At 67.2% G+C, this 26,701-nt stretch carries 25 protein-coding genes; 19 read left to right on the forward strand and 6 right to left on the reverse strand.

Translation table 11 applies throughout. The features are described from left to right. Positions 1-49: 49 nt before the first annotated feature. On the forward strand, positions 50-649 hold the full coding sequence (locus tag AB7U46_RS04420; protein WP_428335723.1) for a flavin reductase family protein: 600 nt from the start codon (positions 50-52) through the stop codon (positions 647-649). 114 nt (positions 650-763) lie between these two features. Here AB7U46_RS04420 and AB7U46_RS04425 read toward each other — a convergent pair whose 3' ends face one another. Continuing rightward, on the reverse strand, positions 764-1,627 hold the full coding sequence (locus AB7U46_RS04425; protein WP_428335724.1) for a DMT family transporter: 864 nt from the start codon (positions 1,625-1,627) through the stop codon (positions 764-766). Positions 1,628-1,738: 111 nt separating this feature from the next. Between AB7U46_RS04425 and AB7U46_RS04430 the strand changes: the two genes are divergently transcribed. The 5 genes from AB7U46_RS04430 to AB7U46_RS04450 all read left to right on the forward strand — a co-directional run bounded on the left by AB7U46_RS04430 (position 1,739) and on the right by AB7U46_RS04450 (position 7,145). After that, positions 1,739-2,605, forward strand: a complete 867-nt coding sequence (locus tag AB7U46_RS04430) for an S-methyl-5'-thioadenosine phosphorylase (RefSeq protein WP_428335725.1) — start codon at positions 1,739-1,741, stop codon at positions 2,603-2,605. A 71-nt stretch (positions 2,606-2,676) separates the two neighbouring features. Then, complete coding sequence (locus tag AB7U46_RS04435) at positions 2,677-3,216, forward strand: adenine phosphoribosyltransferase (protein ID WP_428335726.1); 540 nt, start codon at positions 2,677-2,679, stop codon at positions 3,214-3,216. 484 nt (positions 3,217-3,700) lie between these two features. Continuing rightward, the gene (locus tag AB7U46_RS04440) at positions 3,701-4,156 is read left to right on the forward strand and encodes a MerR family transcriptional regulator (protein ID WP_428335727.1); all 456 of its coding nucleotides are present in this window, start codon (positions 3,701-3,703) and stop codon (positions 4,154-4,156) included. Then, positions 4,153-6,648, forward strand: a complete 2,496-nt coding sequence (locus AB7U46_RS04445; RefSeq protein ID WP_428335728.1) for a DNA methyltransferase — start codon at positions 4,153-4,155, stop codon at positions 6,646-6,648. Before AB7U46_RS04440 ends, AB7U46_RS04445 begins: the two co-directional genes overlap by 4 nt. Continuing rightward, entirely contained in the window at positions 6,648-7,145 is a 498-nt protein-coding gene (locus AB7U46_RS04450) for a PIN domain-containing protein (RefSeq protein WP_428335729.1), read from the forward strand. Before AB7U46_RS04445 ends, AB7U46_RS04450 begins: the two co-directional genes overlap by 1 nt. Before the next feature lie 231 nt (positions 7,146-7,376). Here AB7U46_RS04450 and AB7U46_RS04455 read toward each other — a convergent pair whose 3' ends face one another. Beyond that, positions 7,377-8,774 carry an FAD-binding oxidoreductase gene (locus AB7U46_RS04455; protein WP_428335730.1) on the reverse strand — a complete coding sequence of 466 codons (1,398 nt, stop codon included), beginning with the start codon at positions 8,772-8,774 and terminating at the stop codon, positions 7,377-7,379. A 30-nt stretch (positions 8,775-8,804) separates the two neighbouring features. Further along, complete coding sequence (locus AB7U46_RS04460; RefSeq protein ID WP_428335731.1) at positions 8,805-8,984, reverse strand: DUF1674 domain-containing protein; 180 nt, start codon at positions 8,982-8,984, stop codon at positions 8,805-8,807. 78 nt (positions 8,985-9,062) lie between these two features. Between AB7U46_RS04460 and AB7U46_RS04465 the strand changes: the two genes are divergently transcribed. The 10 genes from AB7U46_RS04465 to AB7U46_RS04510 all read left to right on the forward strand — a co-directional run bounded on the left by AB7U46_RS04465 (position 9,063) and on the right by AB7U46_RS04510 (position 21,236). Further along, the gene (locus tag AB7U46_RS04465) at positions 9,063-10,328 is read left to right on the forward strand and encodes an RsmB/NOP family class I SAM-dependent RNA methyltransferase (RefSeq protein WP_428335732.1); all 1,266 of its coding nucleotides are present in this window, start codon (positions 9,063-9,065) and stop codon (positions 10,326-10,328) included. A 76-nt stretch (positions 10,329-10,404) separates the two neighbouring features. Further along, positions 10,405-12,168 (forward strand): heparinase II/III family protein, encoded by a 1,764-nt coding sequence (locus AB7U46_RS04470; RefSeq protein ID WP_428335733.1) that lies wholly within the window; start codon positions 10,405-10,407, stop codon positions 12,166-12,168. An 18-nt stretch (positions 12,169-12,186) separates the two neighbouring features. After that, positions 12,187-13,773 (forward strand): bifunctional phosphoribosylaminoimidazolecarboxamide formyltransferase/IMP cyclohydrolase, encoded by a 1,587-nt coding sequence (gene purH, locus AB7U46_RS04475; protein ID WP_428335734.1) that lies wholly within the window; start codon positions 12,187-12,189, stop codon positions 13,771-13,773. 10 nt (positions 13,774-13,783) lie between these two features. Next, positions 13,784-14,305 carry a signal peptidase II gene (lspA, locus tag AB7U46_RS04480; protein WP_428335735.1) on the forward strand — a complete coding sequence of 174 codons (522 nt, stop codon included), beginning with the start codon at positions 13,784-13,786 and terminating at the stop codon, positions 14,303-14,305. A 70-nt stretch (positions 14,306-14,375) separates the two neighbouring features. Next, on the forward strand, positions 14,376-14,930 hold the full coding sequence (locus AB7U46_RS04485; RefSeq protein ID WP_428335736.1) for a DUF3035 domain-containing protein: 555 nt from the start codon (positions 14,376-14,378) through the stop codon (positions 14,928-14,930). Between the two features lie 88 nt (positions 14,931-15,018). Beyond that, entirely contained in the window at positions 15,019-16,422 is a 1,404-nt protein-coding gene (locus tag AB7U46_RS04490; RefSeq protein ID WP_428335737.1) for a M16 family metallopeptidase, read from the forward strand. Next, positions 16,419-17,741, forward strand: a complete 1,323-nt coding sequence (locus tag AB7U46_RS04495) for a M16 family metallopeptidase (RefSeq protein WP_428335738.1) — start codon at positions 16,419-16,421, stop codon at positions 17,739-17,741. The genes AB7U46_RS04490 and AB7U46_RS04495 overlap by 4 nt, the downstream gene beginning before the upstream one ends. Before the next feature lie 46 nt (positions 17,742-17,787). After that, positions 17,788-19,677 carry a DNA mismatch repair endonuclease MutL gene (mutL, locus tag AB7U46_RS04500; protein WP_428335739.1) on the forward strand — a complete coding sequence of 630 codons (1,890 nt, stop codon included), beginning with the start codon at positions 17,788-17,790 and terminating at the stop codon, positions 19,675-19,677. After that, positions 19,674-20,831 (forward strand): DNA recombination protein RmuC, encoded by a 1,158-nt coding sequence (locus AB7U46_RS04505; protein WP_428335740.1) that lies wholly within the window; start codon positions 19,674-19,676, stop codon positions 20,829-20,831. Before mutL ends, AB7U46_RS04505 begins: the two co-directional genes overlap by 4 nt. A gap of 60 nt (positions 20,832-20,891) precedes the next feature. Then, positions 20,892-21,236 (forward strand): DUF3775 domain-containing protein, encoded by a 345-nt coding sequence (locus AB7U46_RS04510; protein ID WP_428335741.1) that lies wholly within the window; start codon positions 20,892-20,894, stop codon positions 21,234-21,236. A gap of 146 nt (positions 21,237-21,382) precedes the next feature. Here the strand turns inward: AB7U46_RS04510 and AB7U46_RS04515 are convergent, their stop codons facing one another. Next, a complete protein-coding gene (locus AB7U46_RS04515; protein WP_428335742.1) occupies positions 21,383-22,069 on the reverse strand; it encodes a response regulator transcription factor in 687 nt (228 codons plus the stop codon). Between the two features lie 151 nt (positions 22,070-22,220). On the opposite strand from AB7U46_RS04515, the gene ribA reads away from it, so the two are divergent. Together ribA and AB7U46_RS04525 are read left to right on the forward strand one after the other, a co-directional pair. Further along, positions 22,221-23,300 (forward strand): GTP cyclohydrolase II, encoded by a 1,080-nt coding sequence (gene ribA / locus AB7U46_RS04520; protein WP_428335743.1) that lies wholly within the window; start codon positions 22,221-22,223, stop codon positions 23,298-23,300. Further along, positions 23,300-23,815, forward strand: coding sequence for a L,D-transpeptidase family protein (locus AB7U46_RS04525; protein ID WP_428335744.1), 516 nt, complete (start codon positions 23,300-23,302; stop codon positions 23,813-23,815). Before ribA ends, AB7U46_RS04525 begins: the two co-directional genes overlap by 1 nt. Here the strand turns inward: AB7U46_RS04525 and AB7U46_RS04530 are convergent. Together AB7U46_RS04530 and AB7U46_RS04535 are read right to left on the reverse strand one after the other, a co-directional pair. Further along, the gene (locus AB7U46_RS04530) at positions 23,812-25,245 is read right to left on the reverse strand and encodes a UbiA family prenyltransferase (protein ID WP_428335745.1); all 1,434 of its coding nucleotides are present in this window, start codon (positions 25,243-25,245) and stop codon (positions 23,812-23,814) included. The genes AB7U46_RS04525 and AB7U46_RS04530 overlap by 4 nt on opposite strands. A gap of 2 nt (positions 25,246-25,247) precedes the next feature. After that, entirely contained in the window at positions 25,248-26,066 is an 819-nt protein-coding gene (locus AB7U46_RS04535) for a lytic transglycosylase domain-containing protein (RefSeq protein ID WP_428335746.1), read from the reverse strand. A 385-nt stretch (positions 26,067-26,451) separates the two neighbouring features. Here AB7U46_RS04535 and AB7U46_RS04540 point away from each other — a divergent pair, with 385 nt between their 5' ends. Further along, on the forward strand, positions 26,452-26,646 hold the full coding sequence (locus AB7U46_RS04540) for a hypothetical protein (RefSeq protein ID WP_428335747.1): 195 nt from the start codon (positions 26,452-26,454) through the stop codon (positions 26,644-26,646). The last annotated feature ends 55 nt before the right edge of the window (positions 26,647-26,701 follow it).

A 26,701-nucleotide genomic window follows, 5' to 3' on the forward strand; every position in this document is an offset into this window, starting at 1 on the left:
TGACGCGCCTAACACGCGCTAATGTCAGGTTCAAATCAAAGGAGTAGCGATGTTCTACCGCCCCGGAGACGGCCATGGCCTGCCGCATAACCCGTTCAACGCGATCGTGGCGCCGCGCCCGATCGGCTGGATCTCGACGCGGGGCACGCTGGGGGACAACCTCGCGCCCTATTCCTTCTTCAACGCGGTGGCCTATGTGCCGCCGCAGGTGGTCTTTGCCTCGACCTCGGCGAAGCCCGATCGCGGCGACACCAAGGACAGCTGCGCCCAGATCCGCGAAAGCGGAGTGTTCTGCGTCAATCTCGTCACCTCGGCGCTGATTGACGCGATGAACGCCTCCTCGGCGCCGCTCGCCGCGGGGGAGGACGAATTCGCCCATGCGGGCCTCGAAAAGGCGGACTGCATCACGATCGACTGCCCACGGGTGGCGGCGGCGCCGGCGAGCCTCGAATGCCGGCTGGTGCAGGTGATCCCGCTGCTCGGCCGTTCGAATTTCCTGATCCATGGCGAGGTGACCGGGGTGCATATCCGCCCCGATTGCCTGCGTGAGGGCCGCTACCTGCCGCCCGACCGGCTCAGCCGGCTGGGCTATAAGGATTACGCCGCCGTCTCGGAGACCTTCGAACTCGATCGCCCCCCGGGCGGCTGAGGAGGGGGCCCCGCCCCCGCTGCGCTCCCCCGGGATATTTGAGCTCTGTAGAAACCCGTTTCCAAAGTGGCCAAATATCCCGGGGGGAGGCCGAAGGCCGGGGGGCAGCGCCCCCTAGAGCCCCTGTTTGCGCGCGCCACGCAGGAGCGTGTAGACGCCCGAGGCCACCACCAGTGCCGCGCCGAAGAGGGTCGCCGCATCGGGGCGCTCGGCGAAGACCAGCATGCCGAGGATCAGCGCAAAGATGAGCCGGGTGTAGCGGAAGGGGGTGATGACCGCGACCTCGCCCAGGCGCATCGCGCCGGTGAGGCAGGCATAGGCGATCACGCCGACGACGACGGCGCCGCCGATCGGGGCGAGCGCCGCGGCCGGGGGCGGTGCGGCCCCGCCGGTGACGGCGAGGATGATCGCGCCGGCCGGGATCAGCGCGGCGAAACCGTAGATGCCGAGCTGGAAATTGGTCAGCACCTTCGGCGCCGCACGGGTCGAGAGATCGCGCCCGGCAAAGCCCAGAAGCCCGAGCACCGTCCACATCGCGGCGGGCACGAAGCCCTCGAGCCCGGGGCGCAGGATCACCAGCACGCCGAGAAAGCCAAGGCCGATCGCCGCCCAGCGCCGCGGCCCGACCCGCTCGCGAAAGAGGATCGCCGCCCCCGCGACGACGACGAGCGGCGTCGCCTGCAAGATCGCCGAGGCGTTCGACAAGGGGGTCAGCGCGATGCCGAGCGTATAGCCGATGCGGCCGAGGATCTCGAACACCGCCTTTATCAGCATCAGCCGGCTCGCCACCGCGGCATGCCAGAGCGGCTGCCCCTTCGCCAATGCGAGCGCCGCAAAGGCGATCATGCCCCCTGCCCCGAAGAGCATCAGCACCTCGCCCACCGGCAGATGCCCCGCCGCGCGTTTCACGAACATGTCCTCGAGCGCGAAAAGCGCCATCGCCACGGTCATCAGCGCCGCGCCGCGGATATTCTCCATTCCGTCCTCCCCCGGATGCCTCCGCCGGGGCGGACGGACGAGTTTAATACGCCCTTTCCTCCGCCGTCCACCACGCCTAATCTCGCCCCGCAAAACAGCATGGAGAGGGCGATGGATCGGATCATCGGGGTGATCGGCGGCTCGGGCGTCTATGACATCGCCGGGCTCGAGGGGGCCATGTGGCAGGCGGTCGACACGCCCTTTGGCGCGCCCTCGGACGATCTGCTCAGCGGCACGCTTAACGGAGTGAAGATGGTCTTCCTGCCGCGCCACGGGCGGGGCCATGTGCATACGCCGACGACCGTGCCCTATCGCGCGAACATCTGTGCGATGAAGGCGATGGGGGTCACCGATCTGGTCGCGGTTTCCGCCGTGGGCTCGCTGAAGGAGGCCTATGCGCCGGGCGATTTCCTGATCGTCGACCAATATATCGACCGCACCTTCGCGCGGGAGAAATCCTTCTTCGGCCCCGGGCTCGTCGGCCATGTGCCCTTTGCCCATCCGACCTGCGCGCGGCTCTCGGCCGCCTGCGCGGCGGCGGCGCGCACCACCGGCACCGCGGTGCACGAGGGCGGCACCTATGTCGCGATGGAGGGGCCCCAGTTTTCCACCCTCGCCGAAAGCCGGCTTTACCGCAGCTGGGGCGCGGACGTGATCGGCATGACCGGCATGCCGGAGGCGAAGCTCGCCCGCGAGGCGGAGCTTTGCTATGCCTGCGTGGCGATGATCACCGATTACGATTGCTGGCACCCCGAGCATGACGCGGTCGATGTGGCGCAGGTCGTCGCCACCGCGATGGCGAATGCCGACAAGGCGCGCGCGCTGGTCGCCGCGCTGCCCGGGCTGCTGGCCGAGCCGGCGCAGGATTGCGAAGCGGGCTGTGGCCATGCGCTCGACAGCGCGATCATGACGGCGCCCGCGAAACGCGACCCGGAGCTGATGGCGAAGCTCGCGCCGGTGATGGGCCGGGTGCTGTGAGTGCCCGCTGCCCCGTCCGCCCCGCGGCTTTGCCGCCGATGACCGTCAAACCCACTTTCGGAGCCTGACAGATGACCCCCCGCAAGACCGTCAAGGACTACATCCGCACCATCGTCGATTTCCCGCACGAAGGGATCCTGTTTCGCGACGTGACCACGCTTTTCGCCGATGCGCGGGGTTTCCGCATGGCGATCGACGAGATGCTGCACCCCTGGGCGGGGGAGGAGATCGACAAGGTCGTCGGCCTCGAGGCGCGCGGCTTCATCCTTGGCGGGGCGATCGCGCATCAGCTCTCGAAAGGGTTCGTGCCGATCCGCAAGAAGGGCAAGCTGCCCGGGCAGACGATCTCGCAGGCCTATAGTCTCGAATATGGCGAGGCGGTGATGGAAATGCACGAGGATGCGATCGCGCCGGGCGAGAAGGTGCTGATCGTCGACGACCTGCTGGCGACGGGCGGCACCTGCAGCGCGGGGATCAAGCTGATCGAGCGGCTGGGCGGCGAGATCGTCGGCTGTTCCTTCATCGTCGATCTGCCGGAGCTTGGCGGGCGCAAGCTGCTCGAGGATCTCGGGATGGAGGTCTCGGTGCTCTGCGAATTCGAGGGCGCCTGAGCGCCGGAAATGCGTGAGGGCCTTAACGGCGTTAACGAAGCGGAAACCCGAATCGCGCTACCCAGAACGGGCCTGATGGTTCGGCTGCTTGCAAACACGTGAACCAAAAGTGCCGCGCCCTGCCGCCCCCGGCAGGGCGCATTCATTTGGGCCGGGGGGCGGGGGGGCGTGTTTGGCGATGGGCAGACAGGGGGCGTGAGTGACGCAGGGCCGAAGGGGCATATGATCGCTTCCGGCCCTTTGCTGCCGTTCAGCCCTGCCGCATGCTGTGCGACGGCATTCCCGCAAGCAGCCGTTCAGAGGGCGAGCAGCGAAGCGCTCGTCGCGACTGAAGTTGTGCGAAGCGAAGTATGGGGGTTTCTTGCCCGTCATCGGAGAACAGGATTGAAGCGGGTATGATGCCCGTTTACACTCCGCAAAGTGGGTCTCATACCCGCTTCGTCGCAGCAAGAGGGTATCATACCCATTCAGGAGCATAGCGATCATGATCCCTGCGGGGCGGGTGCAGACATTGACAGGCCTGACCGCCAATCAGCTAAGGGAGTGGGCTCATCGGCGCGATCTCGTTCCGCCCGATATCGAGGCCGGCGGTCCGGGTCGGCCCGCGCTCTATAGCTGGCAAACAGTCTTACTGCTGCGCATTGCTATGGTTCTGCGCGAGCGGTTCAGAATTGAGTTGCAGGCGCACAAGGATCTGCTGCACGCGCTGCACGACCTTCTTTCGGGTGTGCCCTTTCCAGCTTTGCGCGGCTGCGTGTTGGCATTGCGTGCCATGGAACATGGCGAGCTACTTTCTGAAGGCATAGTCCATGTCGGGGTGAATGAGCCCGATACCTTGTTTCTGCATCTTGACCCACATCTTGACGTGCTCGAAGTGGAATTCGCACCCCAAGATCAGAGCGGGCAGCTTCCACTGTTTCGCGCGGTGCGGATCCGATGAGCGTGCTTGTCTCGATCGAGCGGGAGCTCTTGGGTTTGGGCTATAGTGCCGACGCGCTGCACCGCGCCTATAGCTTCGCGGATGTCCTCGATTCCGCTACGCAGACGCGCACCGTTGCGCTGGCCGCTTTCACCCAGACGCCGGAATCCTTCCGGTCCGCCGCCTTCGGGGTCGTTGAAGGCGAGCCTGACAGTGCTGCCGCAGTAATGGCCAATCGCGCCTTGGGCGCCCCGATCTTCTTTTCGATCGACAGTAGCGATGTCGGCGTTTGGGCAGTTGGCGCCCAGGCGCCACGCCTGCTTGAGCGAATTCCTGTCGATCAGCTTTCCGACCTGTTTGGCCGTTACCGCGATAGCTGGACTCCGCGGGCACTCCACCGCGCCAAGTCGCTCGATCTGCCGCGTGGTCCGATCCAAGTTGATTTCATCGATCTGGGGCTGTTGCCGGCGATCGAGCAGGAGGTCCAGCACAAGCTCCATCGGACCATGGCGGAAGTGCTCGATCTGCTTCTGCCGTCTGACGCGGGGCAAGAAAGGCAGAAGGATGCTTTCCGCCTGACTTTCCGCTTGCTCGCTGCCAAAATCTTGATTGATCGAGAGCATCCAGCCGCTGCGGACTGGGCGCACGATGATGCCAGTGCCGTCCTTAGCGGAATTCAAGGCTATTATAGCCTTGGCCTCCTCGGCAGCGACGTTGCCGCGGTATCTGCCGACGATATAGAATCTGCGTGGGCGCGCCTTCGGTCGTCGATCACGCTACGGAATATCTCGTCTGACAGCTTGGCATTCGTTTACGAAAATACGCTCGTCACAGCCGATACCCGCAAGCTCTTCGGGACACATAGCACGCCCCGCCCCTTGGCTGAGTATGTGCTGAGCCAGATCGATCTTTCGCGCTGCGATCCAGAAACAGTGCGGATTGCTGAACCTTTCGCCGGCGCGGGGATTTTCTTGGTCGCTGCGCTTCGCGAACTCCGCGACTTGCTGCCGCCGGATTGGCCGGCCGAACGACGTCATCAATTCTTGGTTGATCGTCTGGTGGGTGCAGAACTCGACGCATTCGCTTGCGAGGTGGCGACGCTCTCGCTGATCCTGGCCGATTATCCCAATGCGAATGGCTGGCACATCCGCTCAACCGATCTTTTCAAGGTCGGCGCCCTCGGCACTTTCCTCGAAGGTGCAACGCTCATCCTATGCAATCCGCCGTTCGAGGATTTTACGGTGGAGGAGCGGCAGGACTATCCGGAGGCCTTCGCCGTTTCGCCGTCAAAGGCGATGGTCGCGCTTCATGCCTCTATAGATGCAGGCCCCGAGGCGCTGGGCTTCGTGTTACCACGTGGCGTCCTGCAACAGACTCAATATCGTAATCTCCGAGCACGACTTGCGGCCACCTATGACAGGATCGAGCTTGTCTCGCTTCCCGATCGCATCTTCGAGAAGGCGACCTATCCATGCGCTCTCGTGATCGCGACCGATCGGCGTCCCGTGGAAACGTTGACTAAGCCCGTTCGGTTAATTGCCAAGACTGTTGTCGATGCGGACAGAGAACGGTTTCTCGCTCATGGCTCCGTCACTTCCCAGCGTCACTCGGTTCGGGCTGCGCCCGCTGGTAACATCTGGATTGGTGAACTCGACGCGCTTTGGTCCTATCTCGAAGACGCACCCCGGCTAGGTAACTGTGCGGACATTGGCCGAGGACTTCAATGGAGGTCGCAGCGTGCTGGCGTGTTTAATGCGCCTGGCCCGATGCGCGAACGAGGAATCTACAAGCCTGCCGATAGCCTTATCCCGTTTCATTTGATGAACACGGTGTGGCTCAGCATCGATCCCGAGCTTAGCTATCGCCAAGGGCCGCTACAAAGACTCTGGGACAACCCCAAGGTTCTGATCAACAACCAGCGCTCGTCTCGGGGCCCATGGCGGCTCTCGGCGGCGGCCGATGACAGTGGGCTTTGGGCGTCGCAGCAATTTACTGGGATCTGGCCTACTGGCGACTATGACATCCGAGCGCTGGCCGCGATCTTAAACGGGCCGCTCGCCAATGCTTTCGTCACTGAACATTCGACCGATCATGATTTCACCAACGTCATGCTCGGCAGTATGCCGCTTCCACGCAAATTGGATATGATTAAGCTTGGTGCGGCCGTGCGGGAATATGAAGCTCTTCTTGATGAGAAGCACCATGCCGTGCTCGTAGGCAATGAGTATGATTCGCGTCTTGATCGCCTGCTCGTCTGGATCGATGCACTCGTGCTTGACGGTTATGATCTGCCGCCACGTCTTGAACGCCAGCTATTTTCCTATTTCGAAGGTCGTAAGCGACCGGTGCAGCATGGCTTCTCTGGCTGGCTGCCGGCGGACCTGAAGGGATATGTGCCACTTTACGAATGGCTGACCCGAGATCATGCATCCAACCAAGGCGCTTGGGTGCTCGATGTATTCAAGCCCGCACCAGCTGAGGAAAATGATGCACTCGCAAGGTTCCTTGACTGATGGAGCAGATTCTTCTCGACACAAATTTCGTGTCCGTCCTGTTCGATCCGCGCCGCCCCAATTTCGCGGCGGTTCATGGGCGGGCGCAGGCCTTTGCCCAAAGCGACCTCGTCTATCTCTCGGCCGTCGTGTTAGCCGAACTTCGCTACGGGATGGAAGCAGCCCAGCGTGCCGGACAGGACGTCTCCCATATCCGTCACACGCTCACTCAGGCAGCAGCGTATCCACTTGCAGAAGTCGGTCGCCATACAGCCGAAGCATATGGCCACGTCAAGGCGCTCCTAGCTGAGCATTACCTCGACCTGTCTCGTCGCACTCCCCGATGGCTGGAGAACTGGCAAGATCGGGCCTCAGGTCAGATTCTCCAAGTCGATGAGAACGACCTCTGGATCGTAGCCCAAGCTGTAGAGCGTGATTATCTTCTGGTGACGAGCGATCAGCGACTTGCGGATCGCTTCGTCCCAGCGATTGCCGAACTCCGTTTGTCGGTCGTTTGATCTTAAGAAATGGCCGCTCACTGAAGTGTAATCAGACAGCTAGGCGGAATTCGGATGACCGCTCCAGTGGGAAACTACTTCCGCCATACTGCAACTGCCGCAATTGGCTCCCGGCCCCTTGTGGTTAAACCAGCCATGATTTCGCTGCGCTCTGCCTCAACGGCTGCTCCGGAAAATTGCTGCGACCGCAATGCTGCGTTGCCGTCGGGCTGCTCACCGCCCAAACCGCCCCTACCCCCGCACCACAGCCCCGGGGTTCAGGATCCCCTGCGGATCGAGCGCCGCCTTGATCCCTCGCATCATCGCGAGCTTCGCCGGGTCGGCGTAGCGTTCGAGTTCCTCGACCTTGAAACGCCCGATGCCGTGCTCGGCCGAGATCGAGCCGTTGAAGCGATGCACGACGAGGTCATGCACCGCCTCCATCACCGGCTTGCGCAGCGCGTCATACGCATCGCGCTTGCGGCCCCGCGCCGGGAAGACGTTGTAATGCAGGTTGCCGTCGCCGACATGGCCGAAGCAGTTGATCCGCATGTCGCCCATCGCGGCGAGCATCGCGTCGCCCTCGGCGATGAATTCGGGGATCGACGCCACCGGCACCGAAATGTCGTGGCTCGAGATCGCGCCGATGCGGCGATTGGCGAGCGGCAGGCTCTCGCGCAGCTCCCAGAACTGCGCCACCTGCGCGCCCGATTGCGCGATCACCGCATCGAGGACGAGATCCTCGGCCGCCTCGAAAAGGCCCGCGAAGCTTTCCTCGACATCCATCCCCGCGGGCAGGCCCAGTTCGATCAGCACCATCCAGTCGGGGTCTTCGGCGAAGGGGAAATGCAGCTCCATCCCCACCTCGCGCTGGAACGCGAGCCCCTGGCGCGAGATCAGTTCAAAGGCGGAGACGCAGCCGGCAAAGCGCGCCTGCGCGAGGCCCAGAAGCGCGACCGCCGCCGCGGGCGAGGGCACGGCGAAGAAGGCCAGCCCCTCGACCGCGGGCGGCTCGTAGAGGCGCAGCGCCGCGGCGGTGATCACGCCGAGCGAGCCCTCCGCCCCGATCATCAGATCGCGCAGGTCGTAGCCGGTGTTGTCCTTGCGCAGCCGGGTGAGCCCGTTCCAGACCGTGCCATCGGCGAGCACCACCTCGAGGCCGAGGCAGAGCGCGCGGGCATTGCCGTAGCGCAGCACATGCACGCCGCCGGCATTGGTGGCGAGGCAGCCGCCGATCTGCGCCGTGCCCTGCGCCGCGATGGTGAGCGGAAAGCGCCGGCCGATTTCGGCGGCGGCGTCCTGCACCGCCTGCAGCGTGGCGCCGGCCTCGATCACGAGGCTTTGCGCGTCGCGCGCACGCAAGGCGGTCATCCGCTCGAGGCTGAGGACGAGCGGCAGCGGCCCCTCCCCCATCACCTGCCCGCCGACGAGCCCGGTGCCGCCGCCATAGGGCACGACGCCGACGCGCGCACCATGGGCGCGGCGCAGGATCTCGGAGACCTGTTCGGTGGAATGCGGTTTCGCCACCGCGGCGGCCTGCCCGGGCCAGCGGCCCCGCGGCTCCTCGAGATAGCGCGGTTCGGGCGCTCCGATCTCGATCCCGGCGGCGCGCAGCCCGTCGAGAAATGCCGCATCCGCCGGGGTCAGCATGGTTCGTCCTCGCCCATCAGAGGCACCGACTCAGAAGTCGATGGCGATGCCCTTCTTTTCCCAATCACCGAAGCGCACCGGCTCCGGCCCGTCGCGCCCGCCAAGTTCGGTCGGCAGATCGGCGGGAGGGGCGGCCTTGCGCCGCGCCTCGGCCTCGGCCAGCGCGCGCTGCGCCGCGGGGGGAAGATCCTTGCGGGGTTCGTCGCTCATCTCGGCCTCCGGCTTTGCGGTTCTCTCTGACGTCGGATATAGGCCGGTCGACGCGCCCGAACAACAAGGGAAACCGGCATGACCAGCATCGACCCCGCCCGGAGCGCCGCGCTCGCCCTGATTGCGGGGGTGACGGAGGGGCAGCAGACCCTCGCCGAACAGGCCGGCGTGCTTGCCGCGCTTGCGCCGCCCGATCGCGCGCGGGCGAACCGGCTTGCGCTCGAGGTGCTGCGCAATCTGAGCCGCGCCGATGCGATGCTGAAGCCGCATCTGCGCAAGGCGCCGCCGCCCGATCTGCGCGCGCTTTTGCGGCTGGCGACGGTCGAGCTTTGCCTCGACGGCACGGCGCCGCATGGGGTGGTGAATGCCGCCGTCGCGCTTGCCCATGCGGGGGGCAAGCGGACGGAGGGGTTTTCGGGCCTGGTGAACGCGGTGCTGCGCAAGGTCGCGGGCGAGACCGAGCGCTGGGGGCGGCTCGATCCGCCGGCGCTGCCCGGCTGGCTGCGCGGGCGGCTGATGTCGGCCTGGGGCAAGGCGGCGGTGATGCGGATGGAGGCGGCGCATCTGATGGGCGCGCCGATCGACCTCACGGTGAAATCGGATGCCGAGGCCTGGGCCGCGAGACTGGGGGCCGAGCTTCTGCCGACCGGTTCGTTGCGGCTGGCGCCCGGGGCACAGCTCACCGAGCTGCCGGGCTATGCCGAGGGGGCCTGGTGGGTGCAGGATGCGGCCGCGGCACTCGCCGCGCGGCTGGTCGGGGCAAGGCCCGGGATGCGGGTGCTCGACCTTTGCGCCGCGCCCGGGGGCAAGACGCTGCAACTTGCCGCCGCCGGGGCCGAGGTCACCGCGCTCGATATTTCCGAGCCGCGACTCGCGCGGCTGCGCGAGAACCTTGCGCGCTGCGATCTGAAGGCGGAGGTGATCGCCGCCGATGCGCTCGACTGGGCGCCCGCGGCGCCCTTCGACGCGATCCTGCTCGACGCGCCCTGCTCCGCCACCGGCACGATCCGGCGCCATCCCGATCTGCCCTTCGTCAAGGATGCGGCGGGGATCAAGACGCTGTTCGCGCTGCAATCGGCGCTGATCGACCGCGCGCTTGGCTGGCTCGCTCCGGGCGGGCGGCTGGTTTATTGCACCTGCTCGCTTCTGCCCGAGGAGGGCGAGCGGCAGGTGGCGGCGGCACTCGAACGGCACCCCGGGCTGACCATCGCGGCGCCGGAGCTGCCCGGGATCGCGCCGGAGTGGATCACGCCCGAGGGCGCGCTGCGCCTGCGCCCGGATTTCTGGGCCGAGCGCGGCGGCATGGACGGCTTCTTCATCGCCGATCTGCGGCCCGCCGCCTGAGGCGGAAATCGGCGGTGACAGGGGACGGGGCGCGGATTATGGTGCGCGCGAACCGGCGGGGCACGGGATAGCACGGATGGCAGGCAGCGGCAGCAGATCGGCGCAGGGAAGCGCGCGGGGGCGGATGGAGCACGCGCTCGACCGGCTCGCGGCGCGGCGCGCCGCCCGTGCGCGCCCCGCGACCGGATTCGTGAGCCAGCCCGAGCCGCGCACGATCGGCTCCTACGCGCGCGGCCGACAGCTCGTCGCCGGCAATTTCCTTTTTGCGGGCTATCTGATCGAGGGGCCGGGCCTCTCGATCTGGGATCTGCCGATGCCCGATCCGAGCTTCGAGGCCGCGCTGCAGGGCTGCGCCTGGCTCGACGATCTGGCCGCGGTGGGCGATCGCACCGCGCGCAGCCGCGCGCAGGACTGGGTTTTTGGCTGGATCGAGCGGTTTTCGGGCGGCACCGGCCCGGGCTGGACGCCGGATCTGACCGGGCGGCGGCTGATCCGCTTCATCAACCACGCGATCCTGATCCTGAACGGGCGCGACCGCACCGCGGCCGAGGGGTTCTTTCGCACCCTCGCGCAGCAGACGCTGTTCCTCGCGCGGCGCTGGCGCTCGGCCAGCCCCGGCCTGCCGCGGTTCGAGGCGCTGACCGGGCTGATCTATGCCGGTCTCTCGCTCACCGGGATGGAGGCGCATGCCGGTCCCGCGGCGCAGGCGCTGGCGCGCGAATGCGCCGCGCAGATCGACGCCGAGGGTGGGATACCGACGCGCAACCCCGAGGAATTGCTCGAGGTTTTCACGCTGCTGATCTGGGCCGCCGATGCGCTGACCGGCGCGGGCCGCACCCCGGCGCCCGAACACCTCGCCGCGATCGCGCGAATCGCCCCCACGCTGCGCGCGCTGCGCCATGCCGATGGCGGGCTCGCGCGGTTCCACGGCGGCGGGCGCGGGCTCGAGGGGCGGCTCGACGCGGCGCTTGCGGCCTCGGGCTCGCGGCAGGGCGCGCCCGAGGGGCTCGCGATGGGTTTCGCGCGGCTGCATGCCGGGCGCACCACGATCGTCGTCGATGCGAGCGCGCCGCCGCGCGGGCCGGCCTCCGCCAATGCCCATGCCTCGACGCTCGCCTTCGAGCTGACCTCGGGGCGGCGGCCGCTGATCGTCAATTGCGGCTCGGGCGCGATCTTCGGGCCGGAATGGGCGCGCGCCGGCCGTGCCACGGCCAGCCATTCGACACTCTCGATCGAGGGGTTCTCCTCCTCCCGCCTTGGCCCCGAGCAGCGTTTCGGCGGGGTGCCGAAGAGCTGGCTCGACGAGACGCCGAAGGATGTCTGGATGCGGCCCGAGGGCGATCCGGCACGCCATGCGCTGTTCGGCCATGACGGCTATATCCCGACCCACGGGCTGAGCCATCTGCGCGCGCTTGAACTGAGCCCCGACGGCGGCCATCTGCGCGGCGAGGAGACCCTTGCCGCCACCACCGCCGAGGATCGCAAGCGGTTCGAGGCGGTGCTCGAACGCGGCGGGCTGAAGGGGGTCGCCTATCAGATCCGCTTCCACCTGCACCCCGATGTCGACGCCACGCTCGACATGGGTGGCTGGGCGGTGTCGATGGCGCTCAAATCCGGCGAGATCTGGGTGTTCCGCTTCGACGGCGAGGTCGAGCTGGCGCTCGATCCCTCCGTTTACCTCGAAAAGGGGCGCCTGCGCCCGCGCGCGACGCAGCAGATCGTGCTTTCGGGGCGGATGTTCGAGCCCGGCTGTCAAATCGGCTGGACCTTGGCCAAAGCACAGGATACCCCCGCCGCGACCCGCGATATCGCCCCGCGACCCCGCGAAACCGACCTCTGAGCATAAGGACTGCCAGCCATGACCAGAAACGTCCCCCTCACCCGCGCGCTGATTTCCGTCTCCGACAAGACCGGGCTGATCGACTTCGCCCGTGCCCTTGCGTCGCGCGGGGTCGAGCTCGTCTCCACCGGCGGCACCGCGAAGGCGCTGCGCGAGGCGGGGCTGAGCGTGCGCGACGTGGCCGAGGTCACCGGCTTCCCGGAGATGATGGATGGCCGCGTGAAGACGCTGCATCCGCTGGTGCATGGCGGTCTGCTCGCGCTGCGCGACAACGAGGAGCACGTCGCCGCGATGGTCGCGCACGGCATCGAGGCGATCGACCTGCTGGTCGTCAACCTCTACCCGTTCGAGGCGACGGTGGCGAAGGGTGCGGCCTATGACGACTGCATCGAGAATATCGACATCGGCGGGCCGGCGATGATCCGCGCGGCGTCGAAGAACCACGCCTTCGTCGCGACCGTGGTCGATACCCAGGATTACGCCGCGGTGCTCGAGGAACTCGATGCGAATGACGGCGCCACCACCTACCCGTTCCGCCAGCGCCTCGCGCAGATCGCCTATGCCCGCACCGCGGCCTATGACGCGGCGGTCTCGACCTGGATGGCGGCGGCGATCGGCGAGGAAACCCCGCGCCGGCGCGCCTTTGCCGGCGAGCTTGCGCAGAGCCTGCGCTATGGCGAGAACCCGCATCAGGCGGCGGCCTTCTATCTTGATGGCTCGAACCGGCCGGGCGTCGCCACCGCGAAGCAGTGGCAGGGCAAGGAGCTGAGCTACAACAACATCAACGACACCGATGCGGCGTTTGAGCTCGTCGCCGAATTCGGCACGGCGAAGCCCGCCGTCGCGATCATCAAGCACGCCAACCCCTGCGGCGTCGCCACCGGCGCGACGCTGGCCGAGGCCTATGCCCGCGCCTTCGACTGCGACCGCACCTCGGCCTTCGGCGGCATCATCGCGCTGAACGGCACGCTCGACGGCGCCACCGCCGAGGAGATCTCGCGCATTTTCACCGAGGTGGTGATCGCCCCCGACGCCACCGACGAGGCGAAGGCGATCTTCGCCGCGAAGAAGAACCTGCGTCTGCTCACCACCGGCGCGCTGCCCGACCCGAAGGCGGCGATCACCACCTTCCGCCAGGTCGCCGGCGGCTTCCTCGTGCAGGGCAAGGACAATGGCGCGATCACCGAGGCGGATCTGAAGGTCGTGACCAAGCGCGAACCCAGCGCGCAGGAGCTGAAAGATCTGCTCTTTGCCTGGAAGGTCGCGAAACACGTGAAGTCGAACGCGATCATCTACGTGAAGGACGGCGCCACCGTCGGCGTCGGCGCCGGCCAGATGAGCCGCGTCGACAGCACGCGCATCGCCGCGCGCAAGGCCGTGGACATGATGGAGGCCTGCGGCCTCTCCGAGACCCCGACGAAGGGCTCGGTCGTCGCCTCGGACGCCTTCTTCCCCTTCGCCGACGGGCTGATCACCGCGGCCGAGGCGGGCGCGACCGCGATCATCCAGCCCGGCGGCTCGATGCGCGACCAGGAAGTGATCGACGCGGCGAACGAACGTGGCCTCGCCATGGTGTTCACCGGCATGCGCCACTTCCGGCACTGACGGGGGCGGCATGAAGCTCACGGCGCGCGTCGCGGCCCTGGTGATCCTGCTCGACCAGATTTCCAAATATCTGGTCGTGCATGTGATGGAACTCGACCTGCGGCGGTCGATCGACGTGGCGCCGCCCTGGCTCAACTTCCGCATGGCGTGGAATCAGGGCGTGAACTTCGGCCTCTTCGCGGGGGCGGATCAATGGACGCGCTGGGGGCTGATCGTGCTCGCGCTGGGGATCTCGGCCTGGGTCGGGCGCTGGGTCTCCCGCGGGGCGCATTCGGCGCGGGTGACGGTGGCGGCGGGGCTGCTCATCGGCGGCGCGCTCGGCAATGTGATCGACCGGCTCGCCTATGGTGCGGTGGCCGATTTCCTGAACATGTCGCTGCCCTTCTGGCACAACCCCTATTCCTTCAACGTCGCCGATATCGCGATTTTCCTGGGCGCGATCGGCCTCGTGCTGTTTTCGCCCGACGATTCGGCGAAGGCGAAGGCGGGCACGAAGTCGGCGGCGAAGGCAGGAGCGAAACGCCGCCACTGAGCCGCCTTTGGGGCGTGACGGATGTGAAGCGATAGGCTAAGAGGGATCGGAACGGATGAGGGAGCGGCGGATGCGCCAGATGATCGGCAAACTCGGGATCGCGCTTTTCGCGGCGCTTTTCATTGCCGGCTGCTCCTCGAACAAGGAGCCGCAGCTGATGCATCTGCGCTCCGATTCGGCGGGGCCGGATGAATTCGGCATCCTGCCGACGAAACCGCTGCAGATGCCCGACAGCCTGAGCGAGCTGCCCGCGCCCACGCCGGGCGGCAGCAATCTCACCGATCCGACGCCCGAGGCCGATGCCGTCGCCGCGCTTGGCGGCAACCCCGCCCGCGTCACCGCGACGGGCAAGGGCGTGCCGGCGGGCGACGGGGCGCTTCTCGCGCGGGCGGACCGTTTCGGCGCCTCCGGCGACATCCGCCAGACCCTGGCCGCCGAGGATTACGCCTATCGCAAGGATCACGACGGGCGTCTGCTTGAGAAGCTCTTCGCGGTGAACATCTATTACAAGGCCTACAAGCCGATGGCGCTTGACCAGGAGGCCGAACTCGAGCGTTGGCGCCGGCTTGGCCTGCGCACGCCGGCCGCGCCGCCCTCGGGCACTGCGCAGCAGGCGATGCAATAACGCGCGTTCAACTGTCCGTCAAAGCGGCGATGCGTGGTTGCCTCCCGGGCCAGCCCCGGTAACCTGTTGCCGCAACAGAGAGGTTTCCATGCTGCGTGCTTCGCTTGCCGCCGCGACTGCGGTTCTTTTCGTCACCTCGGCCGTGGTCAGCCCGGCCCAGGCCGATCCGGTCAGCCATTTCACCCTTCCGAACGGGCTCGAGGCGGTGGTGATCGAGGATCACCGCGCCCCGGTCGTGGTGCAGATGGTCTGGTACAAGGCGGGCGCCGCCGACGAGATGCGCGGCAAGTCGGGGATCGCGCATTACCTCGAGCATCTGATGTTCAAGGGCACCGACACGATGGCGGCGGGGGAGCTGTCGAAGACGGTGGCGGCGAATGGCGGGTCTGACAACGCCTTCACCAGCTATGATTACACCGCCTATTACCAGCGCATCGCCGCCGACCGGCTGCCGCTCATCATGAAGATGGAAGCGGACCGGATGCGGCATCTCAAGATCTCGCCCGACGACTGGAAGACCGAGCGCGACGTGATCCTGGCCGAGCGCAACCAGCGCACCGACAGCGATCCGGGCGCCTTGTTCGGCGAGCAGGCGCGGGCGGCGCAATATCTCAATTCGCCCTATGGAACGCCGGTGATCGGCTGGCGCCAGGAGATGGAGGCGCTGACCCGCGACGATGCGCTTGCCTGGTATCACCGCTTCTATGCGCCGAACAACGCGGTTCTGGTGGTTGCGGGCGACGTGACCGAGGATGAGGTGAAGACGCTCGCCGAGGAATATTACGGCCCGCTCGAACCCTCCGCCGACATTCCGCCGCGCATGCGCCCGCAGGAGCCGCCGCAGCGCGCCGAGCGGCGCCTCGTCTACCGGGATGACCGCGTCGCGCAGCCCTATCTGAGCCGCACCTACCTTGCCACCGAGCGCAACCCCGGCGATCAGAAGACCGCCGCGGCGCTGACGATCCTCGCCGAGCTTCTGGGTGGCAATGCGCAGACTTCGGTGCTCTCGCGCAAGCTCGTCTTCGACAAGGGCGACGCGATCTATGCCTCCGCGGGCTATGACGGGATGTCGATCGACAAGACCACCTTCAGCATCGGCGTGATGCCCGCGGCGGACGTGAGCCTGCCCGAGGCGGAAACCGCGCTCGACGCCGCGCTCGCCGAGTTTCTGAAAACCGGGATCGACCCGGCGCAGTTCGAGCGGATCCGCACCCAGATCCGCGCGGGCGAGATCTACGAACAGGATGACACGATGGCGCTGGCGCAACGCTATGGCGAGGCGCTCGCCTCGGGGTTCTCGGTCGAGGATGTGCAGGGCTGGCCCGATGCGCTGATGTCGGTCACCGCCGATGACGTGATGGCCGCGGCGCGCGATCTGCTGAACCCCGACGATTCGGTGACCGGCTATGTCGAGCGCGGCGCGAACGCCCCGCCGCCGCCGGCCGGGGCCGCGCCGGAAATGCCCGCGATGGGTGCGGAGGTGACGCAATGATCCGCGTTCTGCTCAGGGCCCCTGCCCGCCTCGCCGCGCTCGCCGTCGCCGCGCTGCTGCTTGCCGCCCCGGCGCAGGCGCTCGACATCGAGGAGGTCACCTCCCCCGGCGGGATCAAGGCCTGGCTCGTGCAGGCGCATGACATCCCCTTCACCGCGCTCGAGATCCGCTTTCGCGGCGGTGCCTCGCTCGACGCGCCGGGCAAGCGTGGCGCGATCAACCTGATGACCGCGACGCTCGAGGAGGGCTCGGCCGGCTATGACAGCCAGGGCTTTGCAGCCGCGCAGGAGGCGCTCGCCGCCGCCTTCAAGTTCGACGTCGACGACGACACGCTGAGCATTTCGGCGCGGATGCTGACGGAAAACCGCGACAAGGCGGTCGATCTTTTGCGCGGCGCGCTCACCGATCCGCATTTCGATCAGGCCTCGGTCGATCGCGTGCGGGGTCAGGTGCTGTCGATCATCGCCTCGGATGCGAAGGATCCGAATGCGATCGCGGGGCAGAGCTTTCGCAAACTCGCCTATGGCGATCACCCCTATGGCAGCTCGCTCAACGGCACCGAGGAGAGCGTGAAGGCGCTCACCCGCGAGGACATGTTCGACGCGAAGGCGCGGGTGATGGCGAAGGATCGTCTGGTGGTTTCGGCGGTGGGCGACATCACCCCCGAGGAACTGGGCGCGATGCTCGACCGGCTGCTCGGCGCGCTGCCCGCGACCGGGGCCGAAATGCCGCCGCGTGCCGATCTGCAGCTGACCGGCGGGGTCACCAAGGTCGACTGGGACAGCCCGCAATCGGTGGTGATCTTCGGGCAGAAGGGGCTCGCGATGGACGACCCCGATTTCTTCGCCGCCTATGTCTTCAACCAGATCCTCGGCGCCGGGGGCTTCTCCTCGCGGCTGATGGAGGAGGTGCGCGAGAAGCGCGGCCTGACCTATGGGATCTACACCTATCTCGTGCCGAAGGATCTGGCCGAGACCTGGCAGGGCAGCTTCGCCTCGGCCAACGACAAGACCGCCGAGGCGATCGCGATCGTGAAGCAGGAATGGGCGAAGGCCGCGAAAGGCGCCGTCACCGACACGGAGCTCGAGGACGCGAAGACCTATCTGACCGGCGCCTATCCGCTGCGCTTCGACGGCAACGGCAATATCGCCGACATCCTTGCGGGGATGCAGCTCGAGGGGCTGCCGATCGACTATATCGCTACGCGCAACGACAAGGTGAACGCGGTGACGAAGGCGGATATCGCGCGGATGGCGCAGCGGATGCTCGACGCGGAGGCGCTGCGCTTTGTCGTGGTCGGGCGGCCGAGCGGGCTCTGATCCGAATCTCTTGGGGCCGGTTCGGGGCTGTGCTATCCCTTGTGGAATGAATGCTCAGCCCCCCCAGATAGGCGCGTCGCGCCCCGTGATCCGGCAGCTTGACGATGCGGCGGCGAACCGCATCGCGGCGGGCGAGGTGGTCGAACGCCCCGCCTCGGCGGTGAAGGAGCTGATCGAGAACGCGCTCGATGCGGGGGCCTCGCGCATCGAGGTCACCTATGCGCAGGGCGGCAAGACGCTGATCCGCATCGCCGACGACGGCTGCGGCATGACGGCGGAGGATCTGCCGCTCGCGCTGTCGCGGCATGCGACCTCGAAGATCGACGGATCGGACCTGCTCAACATCCACACTTTCGGCTTTCGCGGCGAGGCGCTGCCCTCGCTCGGCGCGGTCGGGCGGCTCACCATCACCTCGCGCGCCGAGGGGTTCGAGGCGGCGGTGATCTCGGTTTCGGGGGGCGCGATCGCGCCGGTGAAGCCCGCGGCGCTCAACCGTGGCACCGTGGTCGAGCTGCGCGATCTCTTCTACGCCACCCCGGCGCGGCTCAAGTTCCTGCGCACCGACCGCGCCGAGGCGCAGGCGATCGCCGATGTCGTCAAACGCCTCGCGATGGCGGAGCCCTATGTCAGCTTCACCCTGCGCGATGTCAGCGACGGCGGCGCCGGGCGCGAGATCTTCCGCGCCGATGCCGAACAGGGCGAGCTTTTCGGCGCGCTTTCGGGGCGGCTGGGCCGGGTGCTCGGCCGCGCCTTTGCCGATAATGCGCTGGCGATCGACGCGGAACGCGAGGGGATCCGGCTGACCGGCTATGCCGCGCTGCCGACCTATTCGCGCGGCGCGGCGGTGGAGCAGTTCCTCTTCGTCAACGGCCGCCCGGTGCGCGACAAGATGCTGCTTGGCGCGCTGCGCGGCGCCTATATGGATTTCCTCAGCCGCGACCGCCACCCCGCCGCGGTGCTTTTCCTCAGCTGCGAGCCCGAGCGCGTCGACGTCAATGTCCACCCGGCAAAGGCCGAGGTGCGATTCCGCGAGTCGGGCATCCCGCGCGGGCTGATCGTCACCGCGATCCGCCATGCGCTGGCGCAGGCCGGGCATCGGGCGTCCTCGACGGTGGCGACGGCGACGCTCGGCGCGATGCGGCCCGAGCCCGCCGATCTGCCGCCGCGGATCTATCAGATGGATCGCCCGAGCCTTGGCGCGATGCGTGCCTCTTACACCGCGCAGGCGCCCTTCGGCGGCTTCGATCTGCCGGATACCGAGGCCCCCGCCTTCGACGAGGCGCCGCTCGGCTACGCGCCGATCGCGCCCAGCGCCCGGGCCGAGGTGCCGCCGCCCGAGACCGCACAGCTGACCCATGCGCCGCTCGGTGCCGCGCGCGCGCAGGTGCATGAGAATTACATCATCGCGCAGACGGAAAACGGCGTCGTCATCGTCGATCAGCACGCCGCGCATGAGCGGCTCGTCTATGAGCGGCTGAAGCGGCAGATGGCGGAAAAGGGTGTCGCGGCGCAGGCGCTGCTGATCCCCGAGATCGTCGAGCTCTCCTCGGGCGATGCGGCGCTGCTGCTTGAACATGCGGGCGCGCTCGAACGGCTGGGTCTGACGATCGAGCCCTTCGGCGGCTCGGCGATCGCGGTGCGCGAGACGCCGGCGATTCTGGGTGAGATCAACGCCGGGGCGCTCTTGCGCGACGTGCTCGACGAGCTGGCCGATCTCGGCGACAGCCAGCTCGTGCAGGCGAAGATCGAGGCGGTGCTGAGCCGGATGGCCTGCCACGGATCGGTGCGCTCGGGCCGGCAGATGCGCGTCGAGGAGATGAACGCGCTTTTGCGCGAGATGGAGGCGACGCCGCATTCGGGCCAGTGCAACCACGGCCGCCCGACCTATGTCGAGCTGAAGCTCGCCGATATCGAACGGCTGTTCGGGCGGACATGATCGGGATCGGCGCGCATCGGATCGACCTTGGCGATCCGCTGGTGATCGCGGCGCTCATGGCGGGGGCCGTGCTGCTTTTGCTGCTATTGCTCGTCTGGCGGGCCTCGGCGCGCTCGGCGCAGGTGGTGGCGCCGCTTGGGCTGCACATGATGCAGCTGGCCCAGCGGGTGCAGGCGCTTTCCGACGGGCAGCAGCAGCTTGCGGGCGGGCTGCACCACGTTTCCGATGCGCAGGCGACGAGCCAGGCGAAGATGCTGCAGCTGATGGAGCTGCGCCTCGCCGAGGTGAACCGCACGATGGTCGAGAGCCTGCACGGATCGGCGACGCGCACCGCGCGCTCGCTCGGCGATCTGCAGCAGCGTCTGGCCGCGATCGACAAGGCGCAGGCGAATATCGAGAAGCTTTCGGGCAATGTGCTGGGCTTGCAGGATATTCTTTCGAACAAGCAGACCCGCGGCGCCTTTGGCGAGATCCAGCTGCATGACATCGTGCTCAAGGCGCTGCCTGCCGACAGTTTCACCATGCAGGCGACGCTTTCGAACGGGCGGCGGGCGGATTGCCTGATCCATCTGCCCAATCCGCCCGGGCCGATCGTGATCGACAGCAAATTCCCGCTCGAGGCCTATGAGGCGCTGCGCCGCGCCCGCACGCAGGCCGAGCTTGCCGAGGCGCAGCGGCTGATGCGCGGCGCGGTGCGCGCCCATATCCGCGCGATCGCCGATCGCTACCTGATCGAGGGCGAGACCGCCGATGGCGCGCTGATGTTCCTGCCCTCCGAGGCGGTCTATGCGGAACTCCACGCGAATTTCCCCGACCTCGTGCGCGAGGGCTTTGCCGCGAAGGTCTGGATCGTTTCGCCCACCACCTGCATGGCGACGCTCAACACGATGCGCGCAGTGCTGAAGGACGCGCGCATGCGCGAGCAGGCCGGGGCGATCCGGCGCGAGCTCGCCGCGCTTTATCTCGATGTCGAGCGGCTGGGCGGGCGCGTCGCCAATCTCGACCGCCATTTCGCGCAGGCCGCGAAGGATATCGAGGAGATCAAGATCTCCGCCGAAAAGGCCGGCAAACGCGCGCATCGCCTCGATAATTTCGATTTCGAGGAGATTGCGCCCGAGCCCGCGACAAAGCCCTCCGTTCCACTTCCGTCCTGACCGATTGGCGCTTGCGCAATGCGATCACAGGCGCGAGATTAGGGCATCACGGAGGTTTCCATGCTGACGATCAGCCCGTCCAAAATCGCCCATATCATCATCCGCGCCCGGAAGTTCGATTCCGACATTCCCGGCTCGGGTCAGGGGCGCGAACTGCGCGCCTTCATCGCGGGGCTGAACGAGGATGAGCAGGCCGCGCTGACCGCGGTGATGTGGATCGGGCGGGAGACCTTCGACGCGAGCGAGCTCGACGAGGCGATCGCGACGGCGCGGGCGGAAGCGACGGCGCCGACGGAGGATTACCTCCTCGGCATTCCGATGCTCGCCGATTACCTCGAGGACGGGCTCAACGCGCTTGGCCTCAGCCTCGAAGAGGCGGAAGAGGATATCGACCCTTCGGTGTGAGGGGCAACGGTGTGAGGGGCGCTGCCCCTCTGCGCCTGCGGCGCATTCACCCCGAGGTATTTTCGGCAAGATGAAAGCGCCTTGGCTTCTTCTTGGAGGAAATACTCCACGGGGGTGCGGGGGTGTGAACCCCCCGCTGCCGGCATTCAGGCCACCAGCCGATAGCCGCCCGATTCCGTCACCAGAAGCCGCGCATTCTGCGGATCGGGTTCGATCTTCTGACGCAGCCGGTAGATATGGGTCTCGAGCGTGTGGGTCGTGACCCCGGCGTTGTAGCCCCAGACCTCGTGCAGGAGCACGTCGCGCGGCACCACGCCGTCGGTCGCGCGATAAAGGAACTTGAGGATATTGGTTTCCTTCTCGGTCAGCCGGATCTTGCGCTCCTTGGCGTCGACCAGCATCTTCATCGCCGGCTTGAACGTATACGGCCCAAGCTGGAACACCGCGTCTTCCGACTGTTCATGGGTGCGCAGCTGGGCGCGCAGCCGGGCGAGCAGCACCGGGAACTTGAAGGGTTTGGTGATGTAGTCGTTGGCGCCAGAATCGAGGCCGAGGATCGTGTCGGCGTCGGTGTCATGGCCGGTGAGCATCACCACCGGGCATTTCACCCCCTGCTTGCGCAGCTTCTTGCACAGCTCGCGCCCGTCGGTGTCGGGCAGGCCGACGTCGAGCACGACAATGTCGTAAAGCGCGGCCTTGGCCTTCTCCACCGCCTCGGCGCCCGAACCCGCCTCGAACACGTCGAAATCCTCGGTCGCGACCAGCTGCTCGGCCAGCGCCTCGCGCAGATCGGTGTCGTCATCGACCAGGAGGATCTTCTTCAAACCAGCCATCTCGGCCTCCGTCATTGCGGTCTTGCGTTCGGTGCAAAGCTGGCGGCCGATCACGGGAACGGCAAGAGGGGTGAAATCTTTCTCACGCGGAGGTGACGGGAAGCCGCGGGATGTTTCAATTTGTTTCAGCCGTCGCTATCTATTCGGGGCCATGACGACAGATTTCCCCCTCGGCCTGACCGCCGCCGAACGCATCAACCGGGCCCGCGCCGATCTGCGCATGGGCCTTCCCGTCGTGTTCCGGGGCGGGTTTCTCGCCGCCGCGGTGGAGACGCTGAGCCCCGAGCGGCTGGCGGCGCTGCGCGCGCTCGGCCCGCTCACGCTGGCGCTGACCTCCTGGCGGGCGGAGACGCTGAAGGCGCGGGTCTATAACAACGATCTCGCGCGGATCCGGGTGCCGGAGGACGCCGATCTCGCCTGGCTGCGCGCACTCGCCGATCCGGCGGACGATCTGCGCGTGCCGATGAAAGGGCCGCTCGCGAGCCTGCGCGAGGGGGAGGCAAGCGATGCGCGCGCGGCGATCGCGCTGGCGAAATCGGCGCAGCTTCTGCCCGCCGCGCTGCTGGCCCCCCTGCCCGATCCCGCACCCGAGGGGCTGACCTGCCTCGATGCCACCGAAACGCTCACCGCGCTTGCCGCCGAGACGCTGCTCGCCCCGGTGGCCGCCGCCCGCGTGCCGATGCGCGCCGCGGAAAAGGGGCGGCTGCATATCTTCCGCCCCGACGACGGCGGCCCCGAACATTACGCGATCGAGATCGGCTCGCCCGACCGCACGCAGCCGGTGCTCGCGCGGCTGCATTCGGCCTGTTTCACCGGCGATGTGCTGGGGAGCCTGAAATGCGATTGCGGGCCGCAGCTTGACGCGGCGCTGACGCAGATGGGCCACGAGGGGGCCGGCATTCTGCTTTACCTCAACCAGGAGGGGCGCGGCATCGGGCTTGCCAACAAGATGCGCGCCTATGACCTGCAGGATCAGGGCTTCGACACGGTCGAGGCGAACCACCGGCTGGGTTTCGAGGATGACGAGCGCGATTTCCGCATTGGCGCGCGGCTGCTCCGGAAGCTTGGTTTCTCCAAGGTGCGGCTGCTGACGAACAACCCGAAGAAGGTGAACATGCTCGCCGCGAACGGGATCGAGGTGGTCGAGCGGGTGCCGCTCAAGGTCGGTCTGAGCCGGCACAATGCCGCCTATCTTGCGACCAAGGCGGCGAAATCGGGGCATATCCTGTGATGCGGCTGACGCCCGCGGGGCTGCTCTGGCGGGGGCGGCGCTATCCGGTCGAGATCGGCCGCGGCGGGATCACGCTGGCGAAGCGTGAGGGCGACGGGGCGACGCCGGCGGGGCGGTGGAAGATCGTCGGCCTGCTTTACCGCGCCGACCGGGTGAAGCGGCCCGCGCGCTGGGCGCGCCCGATCGGGCCGCAGGATCTGTGGTGCGACGCGGCGGATCACCCCGCCTACAACCAGCCGGTGAAGGCGCCCTTCCGGCCGAGCCATGAGCGCCTGGCGCGGCCCGATCCGCTTTACGACATCGTGCTGGTGACCGACTGGAACTATCCGCAGGCGACGCCGGGAAAGGGCTCGGCGATCTTTCTGCATCAGCGCCGCAGGCCAGCGTTTCCCACCGCCGGCTGCATCGCCTTTCGCCGCCGCGACCTGATCGCGATCGCGCGGCATCTGCGCCCGGGCACCGAGGTGATCGTGCCGCCGCTCGCGCCCTTCCTGCGCCGGGATCGCGTGGCCTAGCCGCCGAACCACTTCGCCCAGAGGCCCGCGGCCCAGAACATCAGGCTCAGCGTCATCATCAGGATGCCGAGGCCGAACTTGTCGCGCAGCGCGAAGACGATCGGGTCGTAATCCTGCTTGCCGAACCAGCCGAGCATGACCATGCGGATCAGCCACCAGCCCATCGGCAGCATGGCGAGCCACAGAAGCCAGGTGTCGGGGTAGAGCATCCGTCCCTGATCCGAGACCGAGTAGAGGAAGAAGATCAGAAGCGCGCCGAAGACGCCGAGCCCCGCGACATTGAGCAGGTCGCCCCGGTCGGGCCGGCCATAGCCGCGGCCGGGCAGACGCTCGTCATTCTTCGCGAGCGTGAGCTCGGTCAGCCGCTTCACGCAGCCGAGCGCGACGAAGACCGGGAAGATGAAGATCAGCATATAGACCGAAACCTCGACCTGCCCCGCCGCGGCGCCGGCGACGACGCGGATCGTGTAAAGCGCGGCAAGCGTCGCGATATCGACCCAGCGCATGCGTTTGAGCTTCAGCGAATAGGCGAGCGAGGTGACCATGTAGAGCACGACGATGCCGAGGAAGCCCGGGTTCAGCGCCGCGCCGATGCCCAGCGCCAGCGCCGCGAGGCCGAAGAAGGCAAGCATCCCCACCCGGATCGGCACCGCGCCCGAGGCAAAGGGGCGGCGGCATTTCGTCGGGTGCAGCCGGTCCGCCTCGAGGTCGAGCAGGTCGTTGACGATGTAGATCGAGGAGGCGGCGAAGGAAAACGCCATCATCCCGAAGAGGATCGGCACCAGCGTGGCCAGTTCGAAGCGATGCGCCGCGATCATCGGCAGGATCAGCAGCACGTTCTTGACCCATTGATGCGGGCGGATCGCCTTCCAGAGCGATTTGAGCGCCCAGCCGCCGGTGCATTCGGTCACCGCCTGCCCGCGCGCGCGCAGCGCCTGCGCCTCGGCGGGGGCGCCGACGACGATCGCGGTCTCGGCGTGGTCCCAGATCTTGCGGTCGACCGGCTCGTTGCCGGCATAGTCGAAGCCCTTCTCGCCGAAGGCCGCGACGAGGGCGGCGGCCTTGGTCGCGCCCTTCATGTTGGTCACCCCGTCGGAGGCGAAGACCCGCGGCGAGAGCCCCTTTTCGGTGGCGAGCTGCGTCACGAGCGTGCGGTCGGAGGCGGAGGCCAGGCAGACCTCGCGCCCCGCGGCCTGCGCCTGCGCGGCGAGATCGGCGACCTCGGGGTTCACCGGCATCAGATCGGTGCGCAAAGGCGCGATCCGGGCAAGTTCGGCCTTCAGCCGGGCGGGGTCGCGGAAATGGCGCGCCGCGGCGCCGAGCGTGGCGAAGGGGTCGCGGCCGAGCCCGGCCCAAAACCCCTCGAACAGCAGATCGGTCTTCAGGAACGTCCCGTCGACGTCCAGCACCAGCGGCTTCGGATCGGTCATGCTTACCCTTTCACGGCGAAGACGCAGCCGTCGGTCATCAGTTCGGGCGGGCTGAGGCAGAGGCCCCGCGCCACCTTCCACGCGGCGAGCACCTTCGGCACATAGTCGCGCGTCTCGGCATAGGGCGGCACGCCGCCGTTGTTCTTCACCGCATTCTCGCCCGCGTTATAGGCGGCGATCACCATCACCGGGTCGCGGTCGAATTCCTTCATCAGCCAGTTGAGATAGGCGACGCCGCCCCGGATGTTCTTTGCCGGATCGGTGCTGTCGTCGACGTCGAAGCGCGTCGCGGTGGCGGGGATGAGCTGCATCAGCCCGACGGCCCCCGCGCTCGAGACGGCATCGGCGCGCCCGCCCGATTCGGTCGCGATCACGGCGAGCGCGAAGGCGGGCGAGACCTCGGTGCCGATCGTCGCGGCGAGGATGTCGCGACCGTGGCGATTGGCGATGTCGCGCAGATGGTCGAGGCGCGGGGCGCGCACGATCTGCCCGTTCGGCCCGCCGTCGAGCGCGTCGAGCGCGGCGGAGAAGCGGCCGGAGCGATCGCCGATCCCGGGCGAGACCTGATCCCAGAACCAGGCGTAGCTCGAGGGGGCGGCGGCGCGCGGTGCCGCGGCGCCGGTCGCACCGGGCGGCAGCTTCGTCACCGGGGCGAAGGGTTTCGCCGCCTGCGCGGCCAGCGCCGCGGCCTGTTCCGTCGGATTGATCTGGATCGTGAGAAACCGCGTCGTGCCCGGCGCCGGCGGCAGCACACGTTTCGGCTTGTAATAATTCACGGTGGGGGTTGCCGGCCGGATCTCGGCCAGCGTCGGCACGGCCATTGAGGCCGCGCAAATCGCGATACTGACTGCCCATATGCGGCGCATTTGCGCTATCCTGCTCTGCCCGGGTCTTTGCCCTTTTCTCCCTTATCCCCGAAAAACCCCCGAAAATCCAAGGAAAACGGGACTTGCGGAGGAATCGGGCGCGCGCGTGATGCGCGAAGGCCGCATCGGGACGATTTTCGCCCCAAACCGCCCCATCAAATTCAACGATTTCAATGTGTTGAATTCAAACAAGAACGTTAACACTTCGTAAAATCACCCTATCCCCGCCCAAATCCCGCCACGATTCGGGGGCCATATATCCCCATACCGCGAGGCAACGAGCCAAGGTCAGAGGTGGCAGCAGCGCGGAGAAACCAGTGAGCCCCCAAGGAGAGACCCCATGAAATTCTTCAAAATCGCCCGCAAGATCCGCAACGAAGAAGACGGCGCCGTGACCGTTGACTGGGTCGTGCTGACCGCCGCCGTCGTCGGCCTCGGCGCCGCCGCGCTGACCCTGATCCGCAAGGAAACCGGCACGCTCTCGTCGGACATCGCGTCCTACCTCGCGACCGCGACCGTCAAGACCACGTTCTGATTTCGGCCCAGGCCGAAACGGAGAAAGGCCGCCCCTCGGGGCGGCCTTTCGCATT

This window comes from Paenirhodobacter sp., assembly GCF_050177655.1.
Lineage (GTDB): Bacteria > Pseudomonadota > Alphaproteobacteria > Rhodobacterales > Rhodobacteraceae > Rhodobacter.

Bases quoted from the DNA above. Each gene is read 5' to 3' on its own strand.
- purH (WP_428335734.1), top strand. From the start codon at position 12,187: ATGACCAGAAACGTCCCCCTCACCCGCGCGCTGATTTCCGTCTCCGAC.
- AB7U46_RS04430 (WP_428335725.1), top strand. From the start codon at position 1,739: ATGGATCGGATCATCGGGGTGATCGGCGGCTCGGGCGTCTATGACATC.
- AB7U46_RS04505 (WP_428335740.1), top strand. From the start codon at position 19,674: ATGATCGGGATCGGCGCGCATCGGATCGACCTTGGCGATCCGCTGGTG.
- AB7U46_RS04445 (WP_428335728.1), top strand. From the start codon at position 4,153: ATGAGCGTGCTTGTCTCGATCGAGCGGGAGCTCTTGGGTTTGGGCTAT.
- AB7U46_RS04535 (WP_428335746.1), bottom strand. From the start codon at position 26,066: ATGGCCGTGCCGACGCTGGCCGAGATCCGGCCGGCAACCCCCACCGTG.
- lspA (WP_428335735.1), top strand. From the start codon at position 13,784: ATGAAGCTCACGGCGCGCGTCGCGGCCCTGGTGATCCTGCTCGACCAG.
- AB7U46_RS04425 (WP_428335724.1), bottom strand. From the start codon at position 1,627: ATGGAGAATATCCGCGGCGCGGCGCTGATGACCGTGGCGATGGCGCTT.
- mutL (WP_428335739.1), top strand. From the start codon at position 17,788: ATGAATGCTCAGCCCCCCCAGATAGGCGCGTCGCGCCCCGTGATCCGG.
- AB7U46_RS04435 (WP_428335726.1), top strand. From the start codon at position 2,677: ATGACCCCCCGCAAGACCGTCAAGGACTACATCCGCACCATCGTCGAT.
- AB7U46_RS04530 (WP_428335745.1), bottom strand. From the start codon at position 25,245: ATGACCGATCCGAAGCCGCTGGTGCTGGACGTCGACGGGACGTTCCTG.
- AB7U46_RS04490 (WP_428335737.1), top strand. From the start codon at position 15,019: ATGCTGCGTGCTTCGCTTGCCGCCGCGACTGCGGTTCTTTTCGTCACC.
- ribA (WP_428335743.1), top strand. From the start codon at position 22,221: ATGACGACAGATTTCCCCCTCGGCCTGACCGCCGCCGAACGCATCAAC.
- AB7U46_RS04440 (WP_428335727.1), top strand. From the start codon at position 3,701: ATGATCCCTGCGGGGCGGGTGCAGACATTGACAGGCCTGACCGCCAAT.
- AB7U46_RS04465 (WP_428335732.1), top strand. From the start codon at position 9,063: ATGACCAGCATCGACCCCGCCCGGAGCGCCGCGCTCGCCCTGATTGCG.
- AB7U46_RS04470 (WP_428335733.1), top strand. From the start codon at position 10,405: ATGGCAGGCAGCGGCAGCAGATCGGCGCAGGGAAGCGCGCGGGGGCGG.
- AB7U46_RS04420 (WP_428335723.1), top strand. From the start codon at position 50: ATGTTCTACCGCCCCGGAGACGGCCATGGCCTGCCGCATAACCCGTTC.
- AB7U46_RS04510 (WP_428335741.1), top strand. From the start codon at position 20,892: ATGCTGACGATCAGCCCGTCCAAAATCGCCCATATCATCATCCGCGCC.
- AB7U46_RS04485 (WP_428335736.1), top strand. From the start codon at position 14,376: ATGCGCCAGATGATCGGCAAACTCGGGATCGCGCTTTTCGCGGCGCTT.
- AB7U46_RS04450 (WP_428335729.1), top strand. From the start codon at position 6,648: ATGGAGCAGATTCTTCTCGACACAAATTTCGTGTCCGTCCTGTTCGAT.
- AB7U46_RS04540 (WP_428335747.1), top strand. From the start codon at position 26,452: ATGAAATTCTTCAAAATCGCCCGCAAGATCCGCAACGAAGAAGACGGC.
- AB7U46_RS04515 (WP_428335742.1), bottom strand. From the start codon at position 22,069: ATGGCTGGTTTGAAGAAGATCCTCCTGGTCGATGACGACACCGATCTG.
- AB7U46_RS04455 (WP_428335730.1), bottom strand. From the start codon at position 8,774: ATGCTGACCCCGGCGGATGCGGCATTTCTCGACGGGCTGCGCGCCGCC.
- AB7U46_RS04495 (WP_428335738.1), top strand. From the start codon at position 16,419: ATGATCCGCGTTCTGCTCAGGGCCCCTGCCCGCCTCGCCGCGCTCGCC.
- AB7U46_RS04460 (WP_428335731.1), bottom strand. From the start codon at position 8,984: ATGAGCGACGAACCCCGCAAGGATCTTCCCCCCGCGGCGCAGCGCGCG.
- AB7U46_RS04525 (WP_428335744.1), top strand. From the start codon at position 23,300: ATGCGGCTGACGCCCGCGGGGCTGCTCTGGCGGGGGCGGCGCTATCCG.